The following is a 22,185-nucleotide window of genomic DNA, read 5'->3' as shown; positions in this document are numbered from 1 at the left end:
TCTCCGTTCACTTTGCCTCGGTTTCATCGAAGACATCGAGAACGGGTCTGACTACGGAGAAGGAACATACCGTGACCAGTGCACAGCGCCGCCTCAGCGCGGTGGCGACGGCCGCGCTCGTCGTCTCGCTCGCGGCGGCATGCGGCGGCGACGCCAAGCCCGCCAGTGACGGCAGCACCACCGCCGCTTCCCCCGCCGAGGCCGGCGGCGGTGCGGCTCTGAGCGGCGAGATCAAGATCGACGGCTCCAGCACCGTGGCACCCCTGACCCAGGCGGCCTCCGAGCTCTTCGGCGAGGAGCAGCCCCAGGTCAAGGTGCCGGTCGGCACCTCCGGCACCGGTGGCGGCTTCGAGAAGTTCTGCGCCGGCGAGACCGACATCTCCAACGCCTCCCGCGCCATCAAGGACGAGGAGAAGGCGGCCTGCGACACCAAGGGCATCAAGTTCACCGAGCTCACGGTGGCCACCGACGCCCTCACCGTCGTGGTGCCCAAGGAGAACGACTGGGCCACCTGCCTCACCACCGACCAGCTCAAGAAGATGTGGGAGCCGGCGGCCGAGGGCAAGGTCAAGACCTGGAAGGACGTCGACCCCAAGTTCCCGGCCGAGGAGCTCAAGCTCTACGGTCCCGGCACCGACTCCGGCACGTTCGACTACTTCACCGACGAGATCAACGGTGAGGAAGGCGCGAGCCGCAAGGACTACAGCCCGAGCGAGAACGACAACGACATCGTCACCGGTGTCGCCGGCGCCAAGGGCGGCCTCGGCTACTTCGGCTTCACCTACTTCGAGGAGAACGCCGACAAGCTGAAGGCCGTCGAGATCGACTCGGGCAGCGGCTGCGTGGCCCCGAGCGTCGAGAACGCCCAGGCCGGCAAGTACACCCCGCTCGCCCGCCCGCTGTTCATCTACCCCTCCGCCACCGCCGTGAAGCGGCCCGAGGTCGCGGCCTTCCTCGACTACTACGCGAACAACATCAACGCGATCGCCAAGGACGCGAAGTTCATCCCGCTCAACGCCGAGCAGGAGGCCAAGCTCAAGGCTGACATCACCTCGCTGAAGAGCGCCGGCTGATGTCGGTCAAGCAGAGCACGACCGCATCAGGGGCCGCCCGGTCCCTGGCGCGGTCGCGCCCGCGTTACGGCGAGGTCGCCGTCAAGGTCGTCCTCCTGGCGGCGGCCCTGGTCTCGGTGGCGACCACCATCGGCATCGTCTTCGCCCTGGTCGAGCCGACCATCGAGTTCTTCGGCTCGGTGAGCATCGCCGAGTTCTTCGGCTCCACCAGCTGGGGGCCGCTGTTCAACCCGCCGGCGTTCGGCGTGTGGCCGCTCATCGTCGCGACCCTTGAGATCACCCTGATCGCCGTCGTCGTCGCCGTGCCGCTCGGCCTGGCCGCCGCGATCTACCTGTCGGAGTACGCCTCCGCCCGGACCCGCAAGATCTTCAAGCCGGTGCTGGAGGTCCTCGCGGGCGTCCCCACGGTGGTCTTCGGCTTCTTCGCCCTCACCTTCGTCACCCCGCTGCTGAGGGACCTCCTTCCCTTCCTCAACCTGGAGGCGAAGAACGCGCTCAGCGCCGGCCTCCTGGTCGGCGTGATGATCATCCCGATCGTCGCGTCGCTCTCCGAGGACGCGATGGCCGCGGTGCCGAACGGCCTACGCGAGGGTTCCTACGCGCTGGGCGCCTCCAAGATGATCACCTCGGTGCGGGTGGTCGTCCCCGCCGCCTTCTCCGGCATCGTCGCCGCCGTCATCCTCGCGATCTCGCGGGCCGCGGGCGAGACGATGATCGTCGCGATCGCGGGCGGCTTCAAGTCGGTCTTCACCCTCTACCCCGGCGACGAGATGGCCACGATGGCGGCCTTCATCGCCCAGGCCGGCTCCGGTGACGCCTCGGTCGGCTCGATCGCCTACAAGACCATCTTCGCGGTGGGCTCGCTGCTCTTCGTGCTCACCTTCGCGATGAACTACCTCAGCGCCCGCATGGTCCAGAAGTATCGCGAGGTCTACGACTGATGGCCATCCTCACCACGCCCCGCTCGGCCGTGCAGCTGGCCAGCAAGGGACGCCCGCTCAAGGAACACCTCTTCCGCATCGCGCTGCTGACCAGCCTGGCGATCGCCCTGATCTTCCTGGCGATGCTGTTGATCTACGTCGTGAACAAGGGCTGGCCCCGCCTCAACTCCATGCTCTGGGAGAACCAGCCCTCGATCCGGCGGCCGGAGACCTCCGGCATCCAGTCGGGCATCTTCGGCACCCTCTGGATCATCGGGCTGACCGCCCTGATGGCGCTGCCCACGGGCATCCTCGCCGCGGTCTATCTGGAGGAGTACGCCGACAAGACCAAGTGGTACAACAAGCTGATCGAGCTGAACATCTCCAACCTGGCGGCCGTTCCCTCGATCGTCTACGGCATCCTCGGCCTCGGCATCATCGCCCGGTGGCTGCAGTTCGGTTTCACCGTCATGACCGGCGCGGTCACCATCTCGCTGCTCGTGCTGCCCATCGTGATCATCTCGGCTCGCGAGGCCATCCGCGCCGTGCCGCCGTCGATCCGTGAGGGCTCGCTGGCCCTGGGTGCGACCCAGTGGCAGACCATCTACCGGCAGGTCCTCCCGGCGTCGATCCCCGGCATCGCCACGGGTTCGATCCTCGCCCTCTCCCGGGCGATCGGCGAGGCCGCCCCGTTCCTGATGCTCGGCGCCGCGACGCTGGTCCGGTTCAACCCCGAGGGCGTCTGGAGCAGCTTCACCGTCCTGCCCCTGCAGATCTACAGCTTCATCACCCGCCCCCAGGCCGAGTTCTCCGTCCTCGCCGCCGCCGCGATCGTGATCCTGCTGGCGATCCTGCTCCTGATGAACTCCGTCGCCATCTGGCTCCGTAACCGCTACCAGAAGCGCTGGTGAGGTAAGAAATGTCCGAAATTGGAATCTCCGTGCCGAACGTCCACGTGCGCGGCCCCGAAGTCCCCCGCACCATCGAAGCCCTCGACCCGGTCTTCACCGTCTCCGACCTCAGCGTCTACTACGGCGACTACGAAGCCGTCCGCGGCGTCAACATGACCATCGGCAACCGCGAGATCACCGCCATGATCGGCCCGTCCGGCTGCGGCAAGAGCACCGTGCTCCGCTGCTTCAACCGGATGAACGACCTCATCCCCGGCGCCCGCGCGGCAGGCAAGATCCTCTACCACGACGAGGACCTGTACGGCGACCACGTGGACCCGATCGAGGTCCGCCGCCGGATCGGCATGGTCTTCCAGAAGCCGAACCCGTTCCCCAAGTCGATCTACGACAACATCGCCTACGGCCCCCGGGTGAACGGCGTCAAGGGCAACATGGACGACCTCGTCGAGGAGGCGCTGAGCAAGGCGGCCCTCTGGGACGAGGTCAAGGACAAGCTCAAGCAGAGCGGACTGTCCCTCTCCGGCGGACAGCAGCAGCGTCTGTGCATCGCACGGGCGATCGCGGTGAAGCCCGACGTGATCCTGATGGACGAGCCCTGCTCGGCCCTGGACCCGATCGCGACCACCAAGATCGAAGACCTGATGCAGGAACTGACGCGCGACTACACGATCGTCATCGTCACCCACAACATGCAGCAGGCGGCCCGGGTCTCCGACCGCACGGCCTTCTTCACCGCCGAGGTGGACTCCGCCGGCGTGCGGCACGGCCGCCTGGTGGAGTTCGACGAGACCAGCCGCATTTTCACCAACCCCAGCGACAAGCGGACCGAGGACTACATCACCGGCCGCTTCGGCTGACCAATACTTGGAGGATCCGGGTGATCCAGCCGCAGACGGCACCCGAGGTGGACCGGGACACACGGACGGCGCCAATGCTGCTGGTCGCCGATCCGGAGGCGGTCATGGTCGAAGACCTGGCCAGTGTCCTGGAACGCGAGGGTGTGGAGGTCATGGGCGTCACCGACGGCGCCCAGGCCCTTTTACAAGCCGGGGCGCTGCGGCCTGACGTCGTTCTCGTCAGCGCCACGTTGCCGGTGATCGGGGCGGTGGAGTTCGTCCGCGCGGTACGGCTGACGCGGGCGATTCCCGTCCTGCTGGGGGTGGGCGAGGGACACGCCCAGCAGGCCGTCCAGGCCCTGGCGGCCGGTGCGACCGCGTGCGTGGCCCGGCCCTACCGGGTTCCGGAGTTGCTCCCCCTGGTCCAGGCCGCCTTCAGCGGCGAGGCCGGAAGCCGCAGGACGCTCACGGTCGGCAAGGTGGAACTCGACGTGAACGCCTACCAGGTCAGAGTGGACGGCCGGACCGTCCATCTGCCGCTACGCGAGTTCGAACTGCTGCACTACCTGATGCGGAACGCGCACCGGACGGTGACGCGTGAGCAGATCATGCGGCACGTCTGGAACTCCACCGACGCCACATCGACCAACACCATCGCCGTGCACGTCAAGCGCCTCCGCGCCCGCCTGGGCGACACCGACGACCAACTGATCCAGACCGTACGCGGGGTGGGCTACCGCCTGGTCGACAAGACGGGGTAGCCGGTCGACAAGAGGAGACAGGCGGTCGACGAGACCAGGTCACCGGACGAACGGAATGGCCGCTCGACAAGACCGGGCCACCGGTCGAACGGAATGGCCGGTCACGGAATGGCCGGTCGACAAGACCGGGTGACCGGCACCTGCGTCCCGGCGGCCAGAGCCGCGGCCCGGTTTCAGGGCACCCTTCGCCTCCATCGAACGGCCGCCCGGCTTCGCAGCCATCCGGCCCCGACGGATCGGGCCACCGGCCGGTCGTCCGTTCTCCAGCCGGAGATCGGTCAGGTTCAACGGTCGTGTGCCGCACAGCGCCGTTCGCCGCGGAAGGCCGCCAGGATGCGTCTCGCCGCGCTCTCGACCCTGGCGATGCCCGCGGCCATGCTCGCGCTGTCCTCGGTCAGGACGGCGACGGCATAGTCGTGTCCGTGGCCGCGGATCAGCCCGGCGCTGGCGACCGCCCAGCGTCCGTTCGACACATGCCGCAGCCAGCCGTTCTTCAACGCCACCCGGTCACCTTCACACGCCCCAGCGCTGATGCCCCATTTCTGGTCCGGGGTCACCTTCTCCATCAGACGGATCACGTGCCGCCGCTCCCGAGGTGCCAGCGGGCTCGCGGCGACGGCCAGCGCCTTGACCAGACGGACCTGATCCTCGGCGGTGGTCCGCGTGATGCCCCAGCAGTGAAGGTCGACGCACCGCCCGGCAGGGGTACGTGTACGCGTGAGACCGAACCGCCGGTTCGCGCCGGCCAGTCCGCCCCGCAGACCGATCCGCTCGTAGAGCCGGTCGGCCGCCTGGTTGTCACTGAAGCGGATCATCCGTTCCGCGTCGTCCTTCGCCGCCCGAGCAAGATCCCGCCATTGTGTACGCAGCAGCAACGCCATCAGGATGCCGACCTTCGAGGTGCTGGCCGTCGGCAGCCGCAGGCCGGAACGATAACGGTAGGAGCGGCCGGTGGTCAGATCCTGTGCCGCGGCGGTGACCCGGCCGCCGTACCTTCCGCGGAGCCGGTCGAGGGCTCGTGTCAGCTTCCCGGCGCGGATCCGCGGCGAGGTACGGGATCGCGGGATGACGGCTCCCGGAAACTCCGGGGCGGCGACGGGCCGTGTCAGCGGCGCCGGAACCCGGGACACCACCCGTGCGGTGCCCGACGACGCCGCCGACCGGACATCCCGCCTCTCGGCTGACGGCCCCCCGCCGGCCGACGGCCCTGTGAAGACCGGCTCCCCACCCTGCGCCGGAGATGTCTCCCCGCCCGGTGACGAGTAGGTCTCCCCGCTCCCCGGTGGCGCGGAGGCCGGTGTCTTGCCCGGGGACACCGCAGAGGTCGGCGTTCCCCCTTCTGGAGTCACGGAGGGGGAGGCGCTCAGGACGCCGTCGCTCACCAGCGTCAGATCCTGGCACGTACAGCCACCGGCTAGCACGGGCACAAGCAACGCCACCGCGCAGATCCGGTACCCCACATCCATCACCGATCCCAGCCGCTTCCTCTATCCCTTCAGACCGGGATATATCCCGCAAGAAGCTGGCGAAAGGCAACGAACCCGAAAATCACCCAGAAAACGACAAAGGTGAAAATCGTCCAGGGAACGGATACCGATCCTTAGCGCGCGTCGGCGATTAGCCGGGCGATCATCTCGTCGTCACAGTCCGCCCAGAACCCGCCGACCACGTCCTCCAAGTGCTCCAGGGAGTCGGCGCGGAACAGCACGTCCTGGTACTTGGTGATGTCGTAGTGCGTCGTGCCCATGATGGCGATGTCCAGCGGCCGGATGTCCATACCCCTGAACTCCTCGATCTCCCCGTACGACGAGAGGATGCCCGCCCCGTACGCCCGGAGCTCCCCTTGGTCCGTCATCACGCCGAACTCCAGCGTGAACCAGAAGACCTTCGAGACGAACTCCAGCGCCTCGTCGCTCTCGACTCTTCGAGCCGCCTGCCCGGCCAGCCGATAGAGCCGCGCGTAACGGTCGGAGGCGAGGGCGTTGGCGTGCCCGATCACCTCATGGATGACGTCCGGCTCGGGCGTGTACAGCGGCGTGGAGTGGTGCCGGATGTACTGCGTGGAGTGGAAGAGCCCGTCGGCCAGCACACCGTAGAAGTCCCGCAGCGGGACCAGTCCCGCGGCCGGGATATACCGGAAGCCGGTCAACGGTTCCAGCAGGTCACCGACCTCCTGCAACTGCGGGATCCGGTCGGTGGGCAGCCCCAGCCGCTCGGCCGCGTGCAGGTACTCGGCGGTGGCGTACTTGCGGTGCTTGGCAGCGAGTTCCTTGCTGACCAGGGCCCAGACCTCGTGCTCCTGATCGGTGTACTCGGCCGTCGGAATGGGCGTACCGGGCACGTATCCCACCGCCAGCGCGGCGATCGCGTTGCGGCGGGCGCGGTAGACCGGGTCGGCGAAACCGGGGTGACTGGCCGCGAGCTTGACCTCGATCGTGCCGTCATCACGGGTGGCCACCGGTGCGAAGTACTGCGCTTCCTCGAACATGTATGAAATGACAGCAATATCCGGAAAGGTTGACAAGAGTGAGCAGCTTTTCTAGGCAATCCGCACAGAAACGCATGATCAAACCTTCACTATCCTGGTCGTATCGCCTAACCTGAGGCGATGCCGCTCGACGCTCTCGACAGCCGCCTCCTGATCACCATGCGTGCGAACCCGCGCGTCGGCCTGACTGAACTGGCCCGCCTTCTCGGCGTGGCCCGGGGCACCGTACAGGCCCGTGTGGAGAAGCTGACCGCCCGCGGTGTCATCACCGACTTCGGCCCCACCGTCACCCCCGAGGGGGCCGGATACCCGATTCTGGCGTTCGTCTCGCTACAGATCGCCCAGGGCCGGCTGGCCGAGGCCGTGCAGGCGTTGAAGGTCCTACCGGAGATCCTCGAGGTCTACGGGACCAGCGGTCAGGCCGACCTATTGTGCCGTGTGGTCGCCCGCAGCACCCCGGAGCTCCAGGAGATCATCGCCCGCATCCTGGCCTCCCCCGCCGTGCAACGCACCGACACCACGATCGCCCTGTCCGTGCAGGTGCCCTTCCGCATCGAGCCTCTTCTGCAGGCCACCGCCGAAGCCTGACCAGCTGTGATCAGGCCACTGCCGGAGCCGACCACATGGCACCGGAGGTTTCCGCGAAAAAAGGGCCGCAGACCCCGGCAGATACTAAAAGGGGCCTGCACCACCCCTCCCGCATCCGCAGAACACGAAGCAGGACCCGCCCCCTCACGCTCCCGACAACAGGCCCGCCCCGCGGCCAACAGGCCCGCCCCGCCGCATCACCCGCCCCCCGGCAACAGAAGAGCCCACCCCCGGGGCCGCCACGAAAAAAAGGGGGCCCGCAGAGCGAAAAAGGAAGGGGGCCCGCAAAGCCCCCGGCGGGCCCCCAGCAGACCCGCACCCCGCCAGGGCCCGACCTCCTCCGCGCGCCAAGAAGATGCCCGGCGGAATCCCTCGCATACGCGCAAAGGGCCCTGCGCACTCTTCCCTCGCCCACACGAAAAAGAGAGCCCTGCACCGCCCCTCCCGCACCCGCACCCGCACAAAAAAAGGGGGGCCCGCCCCCGGACCCCCCTGACACACAAAAAAAGGGGGGCCCGCAAACCCCCCGGAACCCCATACAACCAAAAAAGAAGAGCCCCCCACCATCCGGGCCGGCCCCCCGCACACGCACACGCACACGCACACGCACACGAAAAAGAATGAGGGGGAGGGGTCCGTCCCCTCACGGGACAGACCCCTCCCCCTCACATAACGATTGTCCGGCGGCGACCTACTCTCCCACACCGTCCCCGGTGCAGTACCATCGGCGCTGAAGAGCTTAACTTCCGGGTTCGGAATGTAACCGGGTGTTTCCCCTTCGCCATAACCGCCGTAACCCTATGAAACACACAACCCACCGGTTGCTGCCTCAGAATTGCCTAGTGGACGCGAGCACAACAAGACTGCTTCATGGTCAAGTCCTCGGCCTATTAGTACCGGTCAGCTCCACACATTACTGCGCTTCCACCTCCGGCCTATCAACCCGGTCATCTCCCGGGAGCCTTACCCCCTCACAGGGTGGGAGACCTCATCTCAAGGCGAGCTTCCCGCTTAGATGCTTTCAGCGGTTATCCCTTCCGAACGTAGCCAACCAGCCGTGCTCCTGGCGGAACAACTGGCACACCAGAGGTTCGTCCGTCCCGGTCCTCTCGTACTAGGGACAGCTCCTTTCAAGTCTCCTGCGCGCGCAGCGGATAGGGACCGAACTGTCTCGCGACGTTCTAAACCCAGCTCGCGTACCGCTTTAATGGGCGAACAGCCCAACCCTTGGGACCTACTCCAGCCCCAGGATGCGACGAGCCGACATCGAGGTGCCAAACCATCCCGTCGATATGGACTCTTGGGGAAGATCAGCCTGTTATCCCCGGGGTACCTTTTAGCCGTTGAGCGACGGCGCTTCCACATGCCACCGCCGGATCACTAGTCCCAGCTTTCGCTCCTGCTCGACCCGTCGGTCTCACAGTCAAGCTCCCTTGTGCACTTACACTCGACACCTGATTGCCAACCAGGCTGAGGGAACCTTTGGGCGCCTCCGTTACCCTTTAGGAGGCAACCGCCCCAGTTAAACTACCCACCAGACACTGTCCCTGATCCGGATCACGGACCGAGGTTAGACGTTCAAAACGACCAGAGTGGTATTTCACCAATGACTCCACCCGAACTAGCGTCCGAGCTTCACCGTCTCCCACCTATCCTACACAAGACGCTCCAAACGCCAATGTCAAGCTGTAGTGAAGGTCCCGGGGTCTTTCCGTCCTGCTGCGCGTAACGAGCATCTTTACTCGTAGTGCAATTTCACCGGGTCTGCGGTTGAGACAGCGGGGAAGTCGTTACGCCATTCGTGCAGGTCGGAACTTACCCGACAAGGAATTTCGCTACCTTAGGATGGTTATAGTTACCACCGCCGTTTACTGGCGCTTAAGTTCTCACCGTCGCCAGGCAAGCCTGGCTAAGCGGTCCCCTTAACGTTCCAGCACCGGGCAGGCGTCAGTCCGTATACATCGTCTTACGACTTCGCACGGACCTGTGTTTTTAGTAAACAGTCGCTTCCCCCTGGCCTCTGCGACCCCCACCAGCTCCGGACGCACGGTCCATCACCAGCGAAGGCCCCCCTTCTCCCGAAGTTACGGGGGCAATTTGCCGAGTTCCTTAACCACAGTTCACCCGATCGCCTTAGTATTCTCTACCTGACCACCTGAGTCGGTTTCGGGTACGGGCCGCCGCGACACTCACTAGAGGCTTTTCTCGGCAGCATAGGATCACCCACTTCGCCACAATCGGCTCGGCATCACATCTCAGGATACGCGGACCGCGGATTTGCCTACGGTCCTCCCTACATGCTTACCCCAGGAACAACCATCGCCTGGGCTGGGCTACCTTCCTGCGTCACCCCATCGTTTACCTACTACCAGATCAGGCCAGGCGTTCACCCTGACGCCCGCTCCGAAGAGCAGACCGGGTTAAGGACCCTTAGTATCACTGGATTCAGTATGGGCGCATCACAGCGGGTACGGGAATATCAACCCGTTGTCCATCGACTACGCCTGTCGGCCTCGCCTTAGGTCCCGACTTACCCTGGGCGGATTAGCCTGCCCCAGGAACCCTTGGTCATCCGGCGCAGAAGTTTCTCACTTCTGATTCGCTACTCATGCCTGCATTCTCACTCGCACGGCCTCCACAACTGGGTCACCCCGCTGCTTCGCCGGCCGCACGACGCTCCCCTACCCATCAGCGTCTCTCAACCACAAAGGCTCGAGTTCATACGCTAATGCCACGACTTCGGCGGTGTACTTGAGCCCCGCTACATTGTCGGCGCAGAATCACTTGACCAGTGAGCTATTACGCACTCTTTCAAGGGTGGCTGCTTCTAAGCCAACCTCCTGGTTGTCACTGCGACTCCACATCCTTTCCCACTTAGCACACGCTTAGGGGCCTTAGTCGGTGATCTGGGCTGTTTCCCTCTCGACTACGGAGCTTATCCCCCGCAGTCTCACTGCCACGCTCTCACTTACCGGCATTCGGAGTTTGGCTGACGTCAGTAACCTTGTCGGGCCCATCGGCCATCCAGTGCTCTACCTCCGGCAAGAAACACGCGACGCTGCACCTAAATGCATTTCGGGGAGAACCAGCTATCACGGAGTTTGATTGGCCTTTCACCCCTAAACACAGGTCATCCCCCAGGTTTTCAACCCTGGTGGGTTCGGTCCTCCACGCGGTCTTACCCGCGCTTCAACCTGCCCATGCCTAGATCACTCCGCTTCGGGTCTACAGCATGCGACTCAAACGCCCTCTTCAGACTCGCTTTCGCTACGGCTCCCCCACACGGGTTAACCTCGCCACACACCATAACTCGCAGGCTCATTCTTCAAAAGGCACGCAGTCACATCACAAACAGGCAAGCCTGTTTACGCTCCTACGGCTTGTAGGCACACGGTTTCAGGTACTCTTTCACGACCCCTCACCGGGGCACTTTTCACCTTTCCCTCACGGTACTCGTGCACTATCGGTCATCAGGGAGTATTTAGGCTTACCAGGTGGTCCTGGCAGATTCACACAGGATTTCTCGGGCCCCGTGCTACTTGGGATCCCCTCCAGAAGCCCCCACGATTTCGCCTACCCGGCTCTCACGGTCTACGGCAGCCCTTCCCAGAGCTTTCGACTATCACAGAGGTTTATCACTTCTCACAGTCCCGGCAGAGACCGTCGGAGAGTCCCACAACCCCGCACACGCAACGCCCGCCGGCTCTCACACGTGCACGGTTTAGCCTCTTCCGCTTTCGCTCACCACTACTCACGGAATCACTATTTGTTTTCTCTTCCTACGGGTACTGAGATGTTTCACTTCCCCGCGTTACCACCAACCGCCCTATACATTCAGGCGGAGGCAACACCACATGACTGGTGCTGGGTTTCCCCATTCGGACATCCCCGGATCACCGTCTGGTTGGCGACTCCCCGGGGCTTAACGCAGCCTCCCACGTCCTTCATCGGCTCCTGATGCCAAGGCATCCACCGTGTGCCCTAAAAAACTTGGCCACAAAGATGCTCGCGTCCACTATGCAAATCTCAAACAACAAACAGCCACCGCACCCACCCACCCCGACAACCCGAGACAAGCGATCCGGCCCTGTACACGAGGCCAAACGAACCAGGACCCACCCACCGCATCGCCATCACGACGACCGGCCGGCACGCCCCTGAGAGTGTCCGTTCCCTCAGGACCCAACAGTGTGTCCAACCAGCCCGGCCCTCCGGCAGACCAGCGTTCCCTCTCCCCCGGAGACGAACCCCGGAAGCGGTACTAACGGCCCGGTGACCCCGGCCTGGTTGAGTAGCCAGTGCTCCACTAATGAGCGCGCCGTGTGCAGGACACGCGCCTGCAGACACGACATGAACCCGCGCCCCCACCCCGAAGAGGTGGAACCACGCGAGCCGACTGCTCCTTAGAAAGGAGGTGATCCAGCCGCACCTTCCGGTACGGCTACCTTGTTACGACTTCGTCCCAATCGCCAGCCCCACCTTCGACCGCTCCCCCCAGCAAGCTGGTTGGGCCACGGGCTTCGGGTGTTGCCGACTTTCGTGACGTGACGGGCGGTGTGTACAAGGCCCGGGAACGTATTCACCGCAGCGTTGCTGATCTGCGATTACTAGCGACTCCGACTTCATGGGGTCGAGTTGCAGACCCCAATCCGAACTGAGACCGGCTTTTAGGGATTCGCTCCGCCTCACGGCATCGCAACCCTCTGTACCGGCCATTGTAGCATGTTTGCAGCCCAAGACATAAGGGGCATGATGACTTGACGTCATCCCCACCTTCCTCCGAGTTGACCCCGGCAGTCTCCCATGAGTCCCCACCACCCCCGAAGGAGCGTGCTGGCAACATGGAACAAGGGTTGCGCTCGTTGCGGGACTTAACCCAACATCTCACGACACGAGCTGACGACAGCCATGCACCACCTGTCACCCGGTCCGAAGAGGGCTCTGTCTCCAGAGCTTTCCGGGCGATGTCAAGCCTTGGTAAGGTTCTTCGCGTTGCGTCGAATTAAGCAACATGCTCCGCCGCTTGTGCGGGCCCCCGTCAATTCCTTTGAGTTTTAGCCTTGCGGCCGTACTCCCCAGGCGGGGCGCTTAATGCGTTAGCTACGGCGCGGAAACCGTGGAAGGCCCCCACACCTAGCGCCCAACGTTTACGGCGTGGACTACCAGGGTATCTAATCCTGTTCGCTCCCCACGCTTTCGCTCCTCAGCGTCAGGTAAGGCCCAGAGAACCGCCTTCGCCACCGGTGTTCCTCCTGATATCTGCGCATTTCACCGCTACACCAGGAATTCCGTTCTCCCCTGCCTACCTCTAGCCAGCCCGTATCGAATGCAGACCTGGAGTTAAGCCCCAAGCTTTCACACCCGACGCGACAAGCCACCTACGAGCTCTTTACGCCCAATAATTCCGGACAACGCTTGCGCCCTACGTATTACCGCGGCTGCTGGCACGTAGTTAGCCGGCGCTTCTTCTGCAGGTACACGTCACCTTCGTCCCTGCTGAAAGAGGTTTACAACCCGAAGGCCGTCATCCCCCACGCGGCGTCGCTGCGTCAGGCTTCCGCCCATTGCGCAATATTCCCCACTGCTGCCTCCCGTAGGAGTCTGGGCCGTGTCTCAGTCCCAGTGTGGCCGGTCGCCCTCTCAGGCCGGCTACCCGTCGTCGCCTTGGTAGGCCGTTACCCCACCAACAAGCTGATAGGCCGCGAGTCCATCCCCAACCGAAACAACTTTCCACACGCATCCCATGCAGGAACGTGTCATATCCGGTATTAGACCCAGTTTCCCGGGCTTATCCCAGAGTCAGGGGCAGGTTACTCACGTGTTACTCACCCGTTCGCCGCTCGAGTACCCCGAAGGGCCTTTCCGCTCGACTTGCATGTGTTAAGCACGCCGCCAGCGTTCGTCCTGAGCCAGGATCAAACTCTCCAAACAATGTCTTCGAGTTCTCCCGGCTGAAAGCCCCCCGTCACCCCCCGGGACCGAAACGGCCCGGCGGACACGAGGGAACATCAACCAAAGGAATCCCATCCCCCCACCGGCCACAGACCGGCGAGTCGGACGGGGTTGTGCTTCATGCACTGGCTTTTAACACACTGTTGAGTTCTCAAGAAACGGACGCGTTCACCGGGGAACCCGGTCCGTGCGGACCGATCCTCCGGGGCATTCCATTCCGTGTCACCATCTTACCGTTTCCCCCGGGTTTGTGTCAAACTGTCGTGTTTGCGACCGTTCGACCCGCACCCGCCGGATCCGCTAGGATGTCGACTTCCCTGTTCCCAGGGCAACCCCTCTAACTTACTTCAACATCCGCGCCTTGTCCAACTGTGCAGACAAGGCCCAGCTTGCTGGGTTTGCAGAGAGGGAGTCGCCGGGCGTTTCACCTGCCCGGACTCTTTGCGAGAGACCGGGGGGCGTGCCGCCCTGCAGAAAGAACATTACCAGGACTCTCACGTCACAGAGACAACTTGCCAACCATCCCCGAGGCTCGCGCGTCCCAAACACTCGTAGGGCGTCGAAACGCGCAACCAGACGTCAAGCCGTTCGCAATCGACTCTGGATACCAAGTAGGAGCGAGGGTCAGGATCCTGACTCCGCCTGGAGGTGAGCACCATGACCCGCTCGGAGTACGACGACATCCGCGCGCACATCGACGCGGAAGCCGACTGCCCCGGTGACCTGCTCAGGGTCGCCCGGTCCCTGTTGAGCGACCTTGAGGACGCCCGGATGCGTGAAGCAACTCTTCGCGCCTACTACCTGCGTCTTCTCACCGCGGCCCGGGCGACGGTCGCCGCGGACACGGCCGGGTATCCGGCGCCGCTGACCTTCCTCACCGAGGAGCTCGCCAAGCGTGGCCAGCTCCCGTCGACGGAGGACGAGGTGAACCGCATCCTGGCCGACGCGCGCACCGCGGCCGCGCTGCTGGCCGCGTTGGAGCGGAATCCGCGCGCGACGACCCCGGCGGCCGGTGGCGGGGTTCGCGCACGGAGGTGTGCCGGCACGAGCCGTAGCCTCCCGCGATGACGCGTTCCGCGTCATTGACCTGGGCTTGAACCAAGATCTGCAACACTTCAGGCATGTTGCAGCGGGGGCTGAATTGGGCTGCGGCGACCCTCGTGGGCGTCTTCGGCTTTGTCTGGATCGGTGTCGTGGTGTTCGCGGCGGTTGAAGTCTCGGTGTGGGCGCGGATCGGGCAGATCTGCTTCGGGGCCTTCCTCACCGGCTGGGCCCTGTACAAGGCGAGCCTGCTGCTGCGTCGTAGCGAGCCCAAGTTCGTACCCCGGCACCGCCGGGTCAGGGCACGGGCCTGACCCGAACCCGACGGGGCCGGGACCGCCTTACGGGCGGATCACGTGCCTGTCCGGTACGCGCACAACTCGTCGGCCACCTCCTGGCAGGGTGCCCCGAGGTCGAACCGGCTGAAGAGGTAGACGGCCTCCCCGGTGTCGATCTCCAGGAGCTCCGTACGCGAGGCGAAACGGGTCCGGCTGTCCACGCGAACCCGCTCGACGGCGTTCCATGCCAGCCGTTCGGACCCGGCGAAGCCCTTCACCACGACAAGGCCCTCGCCGTCGGCGCTCAGCCGTACCGGAACCAGGACGTCGCGCAGGGTCAGAACCGCCGTGACCAGGGCCGCCACCCCCGCCAGGATCATCCCGCGAGGGTCGTCAACGCTCAGCACGGCCAACGCCGCCAGGACGAGCGTCGCGACGGCCTTCACCACGACGAGATCACGGCGCACGCGCCAGCGCAGGACCGGCCCGGACATCTCAGTCACGATCCGCACGCTACCTCTTGGCGGCGGACGCGTGCGTCGGCTCTTGTCGCCGACGTGGCGGCGCCACCCCCGGACGGGCGCGGAACGGACCTTTCCCCGGACCGTCATCGGCCGGCGAAGGCCGTCGACCGCTGTGCCCCGCCCGTGTGAAACCGGTCAACGGTCCTGCTCAAACCGAGTGAGGATCACCCGCCACGGCGCTCCGCCCTGCAGGGGCGGCCATGCGCCGTCAGACGCAACCCGCGGCTTCGAACGTGAGACCAGAAGCAGGAAGACCCTGATCTCTGAGAGATCAGGGTCTTCGCTTTGTAGCGGGGACAGGATTTGAACCTGCGACCTCTGGGTTATGAGCCCAGCGAGCTACCGAACTGCTCCACCCCGCGTCGGTGTGTGTCTCAACAGTATCCGCCTCCCCCTCCAGAAGCAAACCGGCGGTGGAGTCCGCGGCGCGCCGAGGTCGCCCGGGACTGCTCGACGGTCGCGGTGCCAGGCGGGAGGCCGGGCCGGAGGAAGCGGCGCGGGACGTGCAGAAAACGCAGTGCGCACACGAAAAGACCCCGGCCGCCGTTTCCGGCGACCGGGGTCTTCGTTCAGTAGCGGGGACAGGATTTGAACCTGCGACCTCTGGGTTATGAGCCCAGCGAGCTACCGAGCTGCTCCACCCCGCGTCGGCGTACGTCCGTAAGACTACCCGGCTTCGGAGGTGAAAGCGAATCGGATGTCGCTGGGCTCCCGGCGATCTCTAGGGGTTGGGCGAGGCCGTGGGCGAGGGGGAGACCGTGGGCGACGGAGACGCCGCAGGCGGCGCCGACGCCGACGGGGTGGGGCTCGGTGAGGCGGTGGACGTGGGCGCCGTGGTGGAGGCCGTCCCCTTGAGCTTTTCGAGCGCCTCCTTGAGCTCCTTCTGCGCCTCGCCGTACGCCGTCCAGTCGGGCGGGTTCTTCGCCAGGGCGTCCTGTGCCTTCTGGTACGCCTCCTCCGCGGCGTTGATCGACCTGCTCAGGTCGGTGGCGGCGCCGGAGTCTTCGGGCTTGTTCCCCTCCGGCCTGGCCTGCTCCGGTTTGTTCTCCGTCACGGGCTGACCGGTGCCGTCGCCGAAGACCTGCTCAAGGGCGCCCTTGAGCGTGTCGGCCGAACCGACCTTGCTGCCGTAGGAGACCAGCACACGGCGCAGGATCGGGTACGGCTCCTGCCCGGAGGCGGCGGCGATCTCCACGTACACCGGCTCCACGTAGACCAGGCCGTCGGCGAACGGCAGGGTGAGCAGGTTTCCGTAGCGGACCTTCGCCTGGCCGAGGCCGAGCAGGTTGAGCTCGCCGGAGAACTTGTTCTGGAAGTTGTTCTGTACCTGACCCGGACCGGGGATCGTGGTGTTGGACGGCATGCGCAGGATGCGCAGCTTCCCGTAGTCGGGCCCCGGGGTGGCGTCGACCGCCATGAACGCGGCCAGGTTGGGCCCCTGACGCGGGACGAACGTGGTGGTCAGCGAGAACGACGGCGCCGAGGTCTTCGGCATCTTGACCGACAGGTAGTACGGCGGCTGCTTGATGTCGCGGTCGCCGGACGACGGGTCGTTCGGGACGTTCCAGAAGTCCTGGCCGCTGTAGAAGGCCGCGGCGTCCTCGATGTGGTACTGGGAGAGCACGTCCCGCTGGACCTTGAACAGCCCCTCCGGGTAGCGCAGGTGCTGCTGGAGCTCGGCGGGCACCTCGGACTTCGGCTTGATGACGCCCGGGAACGCCTTGCGCCAGGTCTGCAGGATCGGGTCCTGCTCGTCCCAGGCGTACAGGGTGACGGTGCCGTCGTAGGCGTCGACCGTGGCCTTGACCGAGTTGCGCATGTAGTTGATCCGGTCACGCGGCTGCGGCACCACTGCGCGCGGGTCGGTGACCGTGTCGCGCGTCATCGCCTCGAGGCTCTTGCTCTGGGAGTACGGGTAGGAGTTGGACGTGGTGTACGCGTCGGCGATCCAGACGACCCTGCCGCCGACGATGGCCGGGTAGGGGTTGTCGTCCAGGCTCAGGAACGGGGCCACCTTGGCGACGCGCTCCTGCGGGTTGCGCTCATAAAGGATCTTTGACTGGTCGTTGATGTCACCCGACAACAGCAGGTTGATCTCACTGTACTTGGCGGCGTAGAGCAGCCGGTTGAAGAACGAGCCGACCGGGACTCCGCCCTTGCCGTCATAGGTGGTGTTCTCCTGGCCGGTGCCGCCGCTCTTGGGGTAGTTGAGCTCCTGCTTGCCGCCGCCGCCCACGATGACGTACTCGGCCGAGGCCGGGGCCTCGCCGAAGTAGATCCTCGACTCGGTCAGCTTCGTCCGCTCCACCAGGGGGCCGGTGACCGGCATGTCCTTGGAGTCGAAGTTGGGCAGGCCCTCGGCGTCGACCTCGTTGCCGGGTGCGGCCACGAAGCCGTACCCGTGGGTGTAGACGAGGTGCCGGTTGATCCAGTTGTTCTGCGCCGGCGGCGGGCCGGTGAGCTCGCGGACCGCGACCACGGTGTCGCGCATGGTGCCGTTCCCGTCGGGGTAGCGGTCGACGTCGAGCGGCTCGTGGAAGTCGTAGTAACCGCGGATCCGCTGCCGCTGCTGGTACGTCTTGGCGACCAGGCTCGGGTCGAGCAGACGCACCCCGGAGATCGAACTGTCGGCGGTGACGTTCACCTTGCTCGCGTCGCCCTGCGCCGCGTAGTCGATGACCTCGGCGTTCTGTACGCCGTAGGCCTTCCTGGTGGCGTCGATGTTGCGCTTGATGTACTCCTGCTCCTTGCCCTGCTGGTTGGGCTTGACCTGGAACTGCTCGACCAGCGCGGGGTAGACCCCGCCGATCAGGATGGCCGAGAGCACCAGGAGGCCGAAGCCGACGCCGGGCAGCATGCCGCCTGGCCGGACGACCCCGGCGAAGAAGAGGACGGCGCAGATCAGGGCGATGATCGCCAGTATGGTCTTGGCCGGGAGCACCGCGTTGACGTCGGTGTACGAGGCGCCGTGGACGAAACCCCGTTCGGAGAAGACCAGGCCGTACCGGTCGACCCAGTACGCGACCGCCTTGAGCAGGACGAAGACGCCCAGCAGCACCGACAGGTGCACCCGGGCGGCACGCGAGGCGTGCACTCCGGGCGACTGGAGCCGGAACCCGCCGTACAGGTAGTGCACGATCGCGGCCATGACGGCGGACAGCACCACCGCCACGAACAGGAAGTTCAGCACCATCCGGATGAACGGATAGGTGAACATGAAGAACGAGATGTCGATGTTGAACAACTCGTCGGAGGCGCCGAACGGCGTCGCGTTGACGAACTCCAGCCAGGTCTTCCACTGGGAGGAGAACGACGACCCCGCGAAGAGGGCGAGCACGGCCACACCGATCAGGAAGATCAGCTTGCGGTGCGGGTCGAGGGCCATCCGGTAGCGGTCGGCGCCGCTGGCGCCGCCGAACATGCCCGGCCCGAACATCGGCCGCATCCGGTAGGCCAGCAGCATGTTGCCGCCGACGATGCCCACCATCAGCAGCGCGCCCACGACGAACAGCAGGATCTGGGTGACCACCACACCGGAGAAGACCGCCGTGTAGTCGACCGAGTCGTACCACAGGTAGTCGGTGAAGATGCCGGCGAAGAGGAGGAACAACACGACGATCGCCGCGAGGGCGACGACGACGGGAAGTAGCAATCGTGGCCGGCGGGGCAAGCGCATTGCCCTGCCGGCTCCGGGGGTCCGGAAGCTCAAGGCCAACCCCTTGTCGTAAGAGCACGGTCCGTGTCTGGAAACCTACACCGGCAGGGGTTCGGCCGCGCTCAGCCGCTCGGGCACGGTCCGGCCACAACCCCCGAGGGTCCGGGGTCCCAGTGGGACAAACGTACGAAGGTTGGGATGAGTGCCCGGATTTCCGATTCGTCTGGTCAAAACCCCGGCTGGGCCTGCCGGAAGGGAGATCAGCCCGCGGAGCAGCTCGGCGTGGTGCCCTTGCCGGTGCGGATCACGTCGATCGCCTGCACGGCCTCGTGGAGGGACTCGACCTTGATCAGTTTCAGGCCCTCAGGGACCGCCTTGACCGCTTCGGCGCAGTTGTCGGCGGGGGTGAGGAAGAACGCCGCCCCGGCCTCGCGCGCGCCGACCATCTTCTGCTGGATTCCGCCGATCGGGCCGACCTCGCCCTCGGGGGTGATCGTGCCGGTTCCGGCGACCGCCTTGCCACCGGTCATCGCCCCGGGGGTGAGCTTGTCGACGATGCCGAGGGAGAACATCATCCCCGCGCTCGGGCCGCCGACGTCGCCGACGTTGATGGAGACCTCGAAGGGGAACTTGTAGCCGGACCTCATGACGATGCCGACGACCGGTGTGCCGTCCTTGGACGCGGTGGTCGGGACGGCGACGGTCAGACTCTGGTCGCCGCGGTTGACGACGAAGGTGACCGTCTCACCCGCCTTGTGCCTGCGAACGGCTGCGGAGACGCTCTCGCGGTCCGCCGTGGGTGTGCCGTCCACCGAGACGATCTCGTCTCCCCGCTTGAACTTCCCGTCGGCGGGCAGGCCCTTCTCGGTGGAGGCCACGGTGACCACGGAGGTGTAGGGGATCTTCAGCTCGGTCAGCGCCGCGGCGGTGGCGTCGTCCTGGGAGTTGGTCATCTCCTGGGTGTTCTGCTCCTCGACCTGCTTCGCGGTGGTCGCCGGAGGGAAGATCGTCTCTTCGGGGACGACGGCGATGGTCGGGTCGATCCATCCTCTGAGCGCGCTGAACAGGTCGATCCTGGCGCCCGGCCCGCCCTGGTATGCCACGGTGACGAGGCTGAGCTTGCCGTCGGTCGGGTAGGTCTGGCGTCCCTTGATACTGATCACCGGCTTGCCGTCGACGTCGCCGATGGTGTTCTCGGTCGGCCCGGGGCTCAGGACGACGTAGGGCACCGGTAGCACCGCGCCGATGATGGCGAGAGCGAGCGTGAGGAAGCCGGCCACCATCAGGGTCAGCGCTCGTCGGGACATGGGACAAAGCCTATGCCGTGTCACAGGTCGTCAGACCGCACCCACACACCGCCGGGCGTCTTCGCCGCGGAGCCGACCGCGGCACCTCCGGCCCGGTCAGCGGCGCACCGGGCTCGGCGTGGGACCGGGCCCGCCAGGTTCAGTCGCAGGCACCGACCCATTCCGACGAACCGTCGACGAAAAGCTGGTTCTTCCAGATGGGAACCTGGCCCTTGAGGTCGTCGATCAACCTCCGGGAGGCCTCGAACGCCTCGCCGCGGTGCGGGCAGGCGACCGCGACGACGACTGCGACGTCGCCCAGGCGCAGGTCTCCGACCCGGTGGACCGCGGCCAGCGCGGTCACCGGGAAGTCGGCGGCGACCTTCTCCGCGACCCGGCGCAGCTCGGCCTCGGCGCTCGGGTGCGCCGAGTAGGAGAGGCTCGTGACCGGTTTGCCGTGGTCCTGGTCGCGTACCGTGCCGACGAAGACGGTCGTGCCGCCCGCGGCGTGGTCGCCGACGGCGGAAAGCACCTCGTCGACCGAGAGCGGGGTGTCGCGAATGCCGAGCAGCCGGATGACGTCCACGTCACAAAGCGTACCGTCCCGGAAATCGTCGTCCGGAGCACGCGGTCTCGCGTACGGTCCGCATCCGGCCGCCGGACGGCCGGTCCCGCGGCCGTCCGGACCGGCCCTGCGGGCACCGCGACGGCCGTGTGTGATCACCCGCACGGCCGCCCGGACGGGCTACGCCCTTCGTCAGAGGCGGCGCTTCTTGCGGGCGACCCGGACGATGGCGGCGGTGCCCAGGACGGCGACGGTGGCGCCGGCGGCGGTCAACGTGGCCTCCTTGCCGGACAGGCGGCGGCCGACGACCGCGTGCCTGCCCTCACGCAGCTCCAGGAGCTGGGTGAACGCGGCCTCGTTCGTCCAGGCGGGTTTCCAGCCGGCCTCACGCAGGGACGCGCAGTCGACCACCCAGGGGTAGACGACGTAGTGCAGGTCGGTCGCCGGGGCGGGGGTGACCCCGAGACGGTGCAGACGCTGGGCGGTGCCGAAGGTCAGCCCGGCGGGCAGCTCCAGGCGGCGCAGGCCCGAGATCTCCTCGACCTGCTCCTGCTCCAGCCAGCCGTCGCTGCCCACGGCCACCACGCCGGAGACGACGCCGAGCGCCGCGAGTTCCAGGGCCGAGACCAGGTCGTCGAGGTGGCAGAACTGCCAGCGGGGGCTGCACCCCTTGACCGTGAGCAGCCGGGGGGCCTCGAAGTGCCGGGTGACCACACTGTCGACACCGGGGCCGACAACGGCTGCGGGCCGGATCACCGTCACGTCGAGACCGGGGTGGCTGCGCCGGGAACGCCGGGCCAGCGCCTCGATCTCCAGGTGGTCGCCGACCACGCCCGTGTCGGGCTCGGCCGCGACCGCCGCGTCCTCCGGCAGCGGGACGGGGTTGTCCGGGACGGCCCCGTACACCATGGCGCTGGTGACGAGGACGACCCGGCGCACCCGGGCGGCGGCGCTGGCGGTGAGCACCGTCTGCGCGGCGCGCAGGTTGTGGGCACGCCGCTCCATGGGATCGGCGTCCAGAGCGTAGTCGGCCGCCAGGTGTACGAGGACGTCGATGTCGGAGATCCGGTTCGCCAAGAGCGGATCTCGGACGTCGAGCACCCGCCACGTGACGTCGGGCACGTCACCGCGCTGCTCGTCGATGGCCACGACCCTGCGGAAATCCGCAGACGAGGCGACCTTCGCGACGAGCGCACGGCCGATGCCCGAGGCGGCACCGGTGACGGCGACGACGGGGGGCCGGGAGCGTTTTGAGGTAGGCACCAGGTCCTCACTTTGCACTGACCCGCCGTACGACGGATAACGTG

General features: G+C 66.0%; 15 protein-coding genes, 2 tRNA genes and 3 rRNA genes. 8 read left to right on the top strand and 12 right to left on the bottom strand.

The window, feature by feature from the left end; all coding sequences use genetic code 11:
• Positions 1–71 precede the first annotated feature (71 nt).
• Genes F4562_RS21515 through F4562_RS21495 form a run of 5 tightly spaced genes read left to right on the top strand, consistent with a single transcriptional unit; the run spans position 72 to position 4,501 of the window.
• A complete protein-coding gene (locus tag F4562_RS21515; protein WP_221207972.1) occupies positions 72–1,073 on the top strand; it encodes a PstS family phosphate ABC transporter substrate-binding protein in 1,002 nt (333 codons plus the stop codon).
• Entirely contained in the window at positions 1,073–2,014 is a 942-nt protein-coding gene (pstC, locus tag F4562_RS21510; protein ID WP_184548807.1) for a phosphate ABC transporter permease subunit PstC, read from the top strand. The genes F4562_RS21515 and pstC overlap by 1 nt, the downstream gene beginning before the upstream one ends.
• Positions 2,014–2,904, top strand: a complete 891-nt coding sequence (gene pstA / locus F4562_RS21505) for a phosphate ABC transporter permease PstA (RefSeq protein WP_184548805.1) — start codon at positions 2,014–2,016, stop codon at positions 2,902–2,904. Before pstC ends, pstA begins: the two co-directional genes overlap by 1 nt.
• Positions 2,905–2,912: 8 nt before the next feature.
• The gene (gene pstB, locus F4562_RS21500) at positions 2,913–3,761 is read left to right on the top strand and encodes a phosphate ABC transporter ATP-binding protein PstB (protein ID WP_184548803.1); all 849 of its coding nucleotides are present in this window, start codon (positions 2,913–2,915) and stop codon (positions 3,759–3,761) included.
• Between the two features lie 20 nt (positions 3,762–3,781).
• The gene (locus tag F4562_RS21495; protein ID WP_184548801.1) at positions 3,782–4,501 is read left to right on the top strand and encodes a response regulator transcription factor; all 720 of its coding nucleotides are present in this window, start codon (positions 3,782–3,784) and stop codon (positions 4,499–4,501) included.
• A gap of 284 nt (positions 4,502–4,785) precedes the next feature.
• Here the strand turns inward: F4562_RS21495 and F4562_RS21490 are convergent, their stop codons facing one another.
• Together F4562_RS21490 and F4562_RS21485 are read right to left on the bottom strand one after the other, a co-directional pair.
• Positions 4,786–5,631 carry a serine hydrolase gene (locus F4562_RS21490; protein WP_311734305.1) on the bottom strand — a complete coding sequence of 282 codons (846 nt, stop codon included), beginning with the start codon at positions 5,629–5,631 and terminating at the stop codon, positions 4,786–4,788.
• A 470-nt stretch (positions 5,632–6,101) separates the two neighbouring features.
• Positions 6,102–6,989, bottom strand: a complete 888-nt coding sequence (locus F4562_RS21485; protein WP_184548797.1) for a phenylalanine 4-monooxygenase — start codon at positions 6,987–6,989, stop codon at positions 6,102–6,104.
• 120 nt (positions 6,990–7,109) lie between these two features.
• On the opposite strand from F4562_RS21485, the gene F4562_RS21480 reads away from it, so the two are divergent.
• Positions 7,110–7,577 carry an Lrp/AsnC family transcriptional regulator gene (locus F4562_RS21480; RefSeq protein WP_184548795.1) on the top strand — a complete coding sequence of 156 codons (468 nt, stop codon included), beginning with the start codon at positions 7,110–7,112 and terminating at the stop codon, positions 7,575–7,577.
• A gap of 678 nt (positions 7,578–8,255) precedes the next feature.
• Here F4562_RS21480 and rrf read toward each other — a convergent pair.
• The 3 genes from rrf to F4562_RS21465 all read right to left on the bottom strand — a co-directional run bounded on the left by rrf (position 8,256) and on the right by F4562_RS21465 (position 13,508).
• A 5S ribosomal RNA gene (gene rrf / locus F4562_RS21475) occupies positions 8,256–8,372 on the bottom strand.
• A gap of 75 nt (positions 8,373–8,447) precedes the next feature.
• Positions 8,448–11,573 (bottom strand): 23S ribosomal RNA (locus tag F4562_RS21470).
• Between the two features lie 411 nt (positions 11,574–11,984).
• Positions 11,985–13,508, bottom strand: a 16S ribosomal RNA gene (locus F4562_RS21465).
• Together the 16S, 23S and 5S rRNA genes form the textbook arrangement of a ribosomal RNA operon.
• Positions 13,509–14,186: 678 nt before the next feature.
• On the opposite strand from F4562_RS21465, the gene F4562_RS21460 reads away from it, so the two are divergent.
• Together F4562_RS21460 and F4562_RS21455 are read left to right on the top strand one after the other, a co-directional pair.
• Positions 14,187–14,597: a hypothetical protein gene (locus F4562_RS21460; RefSeq protein WP_184545119.1), complete on the top strand. Its 411-nt coding sequence runs from the start codon at positions 14,187–14,189 to the stop codon at positions 14,595–14,597.
• Between the two features lie 53 nt (positions 14,598–14,650).
• Positions 14,651–14,884, top strand: a complete 234-nt coding sequence (locus F4562_RS21455) for a hypothetical protein (protein ID WP_184545117.1) — start codon at positions 14,651–14,653, stop codon at positions 14,882–14,884.
• A gap of 38 nt (positions 14,885–14,922) precedes the next feature.
• Here F4562_RS21455 and F4562_RS21450 read toward each other — a convergent pair whose 3' ends face one another.
• The 7 genes from F4562_RS21450 to F4562_RS21420 all read right to left on the bottom strand — a co-directional run bounded on the left by F4562_RS21450 (position 14,923) and on the right by F4562_RS21420 (position 22,144).
• On the bottom strand, positions 14,923–15,342 hold the full coding sequence (locus F4562_RS21450) for a PH domain-containing protein (RefSeq protein ID WP_246474240.1): 420 nt from the start codon (positions 15,340–15,342) through the stop codon (positions 14,923–14,925).
• Positions 15,343–15,660: 318 nt separating this feature from the next.
• Positions 15,661–15,734 (bottom strand) — tRNA-Met (locus F4562_RS21445).
• A gap of 211 nt (positions 15,735–15,945) precedes the next feature.
• Positions 15,946–16,019 (bottom strand) — tRNA-Met (locus F4562_RS21440).
• Between the two features lie 74 nt (positions 16,020–16,093).
• A complete protein-coding gene (locus tag F4562_RS21435; RefSeq protein ID WP_184545115.1) occupies positions 16,094–19,048 on the bottom strand; it encodes a UPF0182 family membrane protein in 2,955 nt (984 codons plus the stop codon).
• A 239-nt stretch (positions 19,049–19,287) separates the two neighbouring features.
• Positions 19,288–20,334, bottom strand: coding sequence for a YlbL family protein (locus tag F4562_RS21430; RefSeq protein ID WP_184545113.1), 1,047 nt, complete (start codon positions 20,332–20,334; stop codon positions 19,288–19,290).
• 139 nt (positions 20,335–20,473) lie between these two features.
• On the bottom strand, positions 20,474–20,899 hold the full coding sequence (locus F4562_RS21425) for a molybdenum cofactor biosynthesis protein MoaE (protein ID WP_184545111.1): 426 nt from the start codon (positions 20,897–20,899) through the stop codon (positions 20,474–20,476).
• Positions 20,900–21,070: 171 nt separating this feature from the next.
• Positions 21,071–22,144 (bottom strand): NAD-dependent epimerase/dehydratase family protein, encoded by a 1,074-nt coding sequence (locus F4562_RS21420; protein ID WP_184545176.1) that lies wholly within the window; start codon positions 22,142–22,144, stop codon positions 21,071–21,073.
• Positions 22,145–22,185: the final 41 nt, after the last annotated feature.

Origin of the sequence: Streptosporangium becharense (assembly GCF_014204985.1) — a bacterium.
Lineage (GTDB): Bacteria > Actinomycetota > Actinomycetes > Streptosporangiales > Streptosporangiaceae > Streptosporangium > Streptosporangium becharense.
Note: the sequence above shows the minus strand (reverse complement) of the source record. Positions and strands in the feature narration are given on the sequence as shown.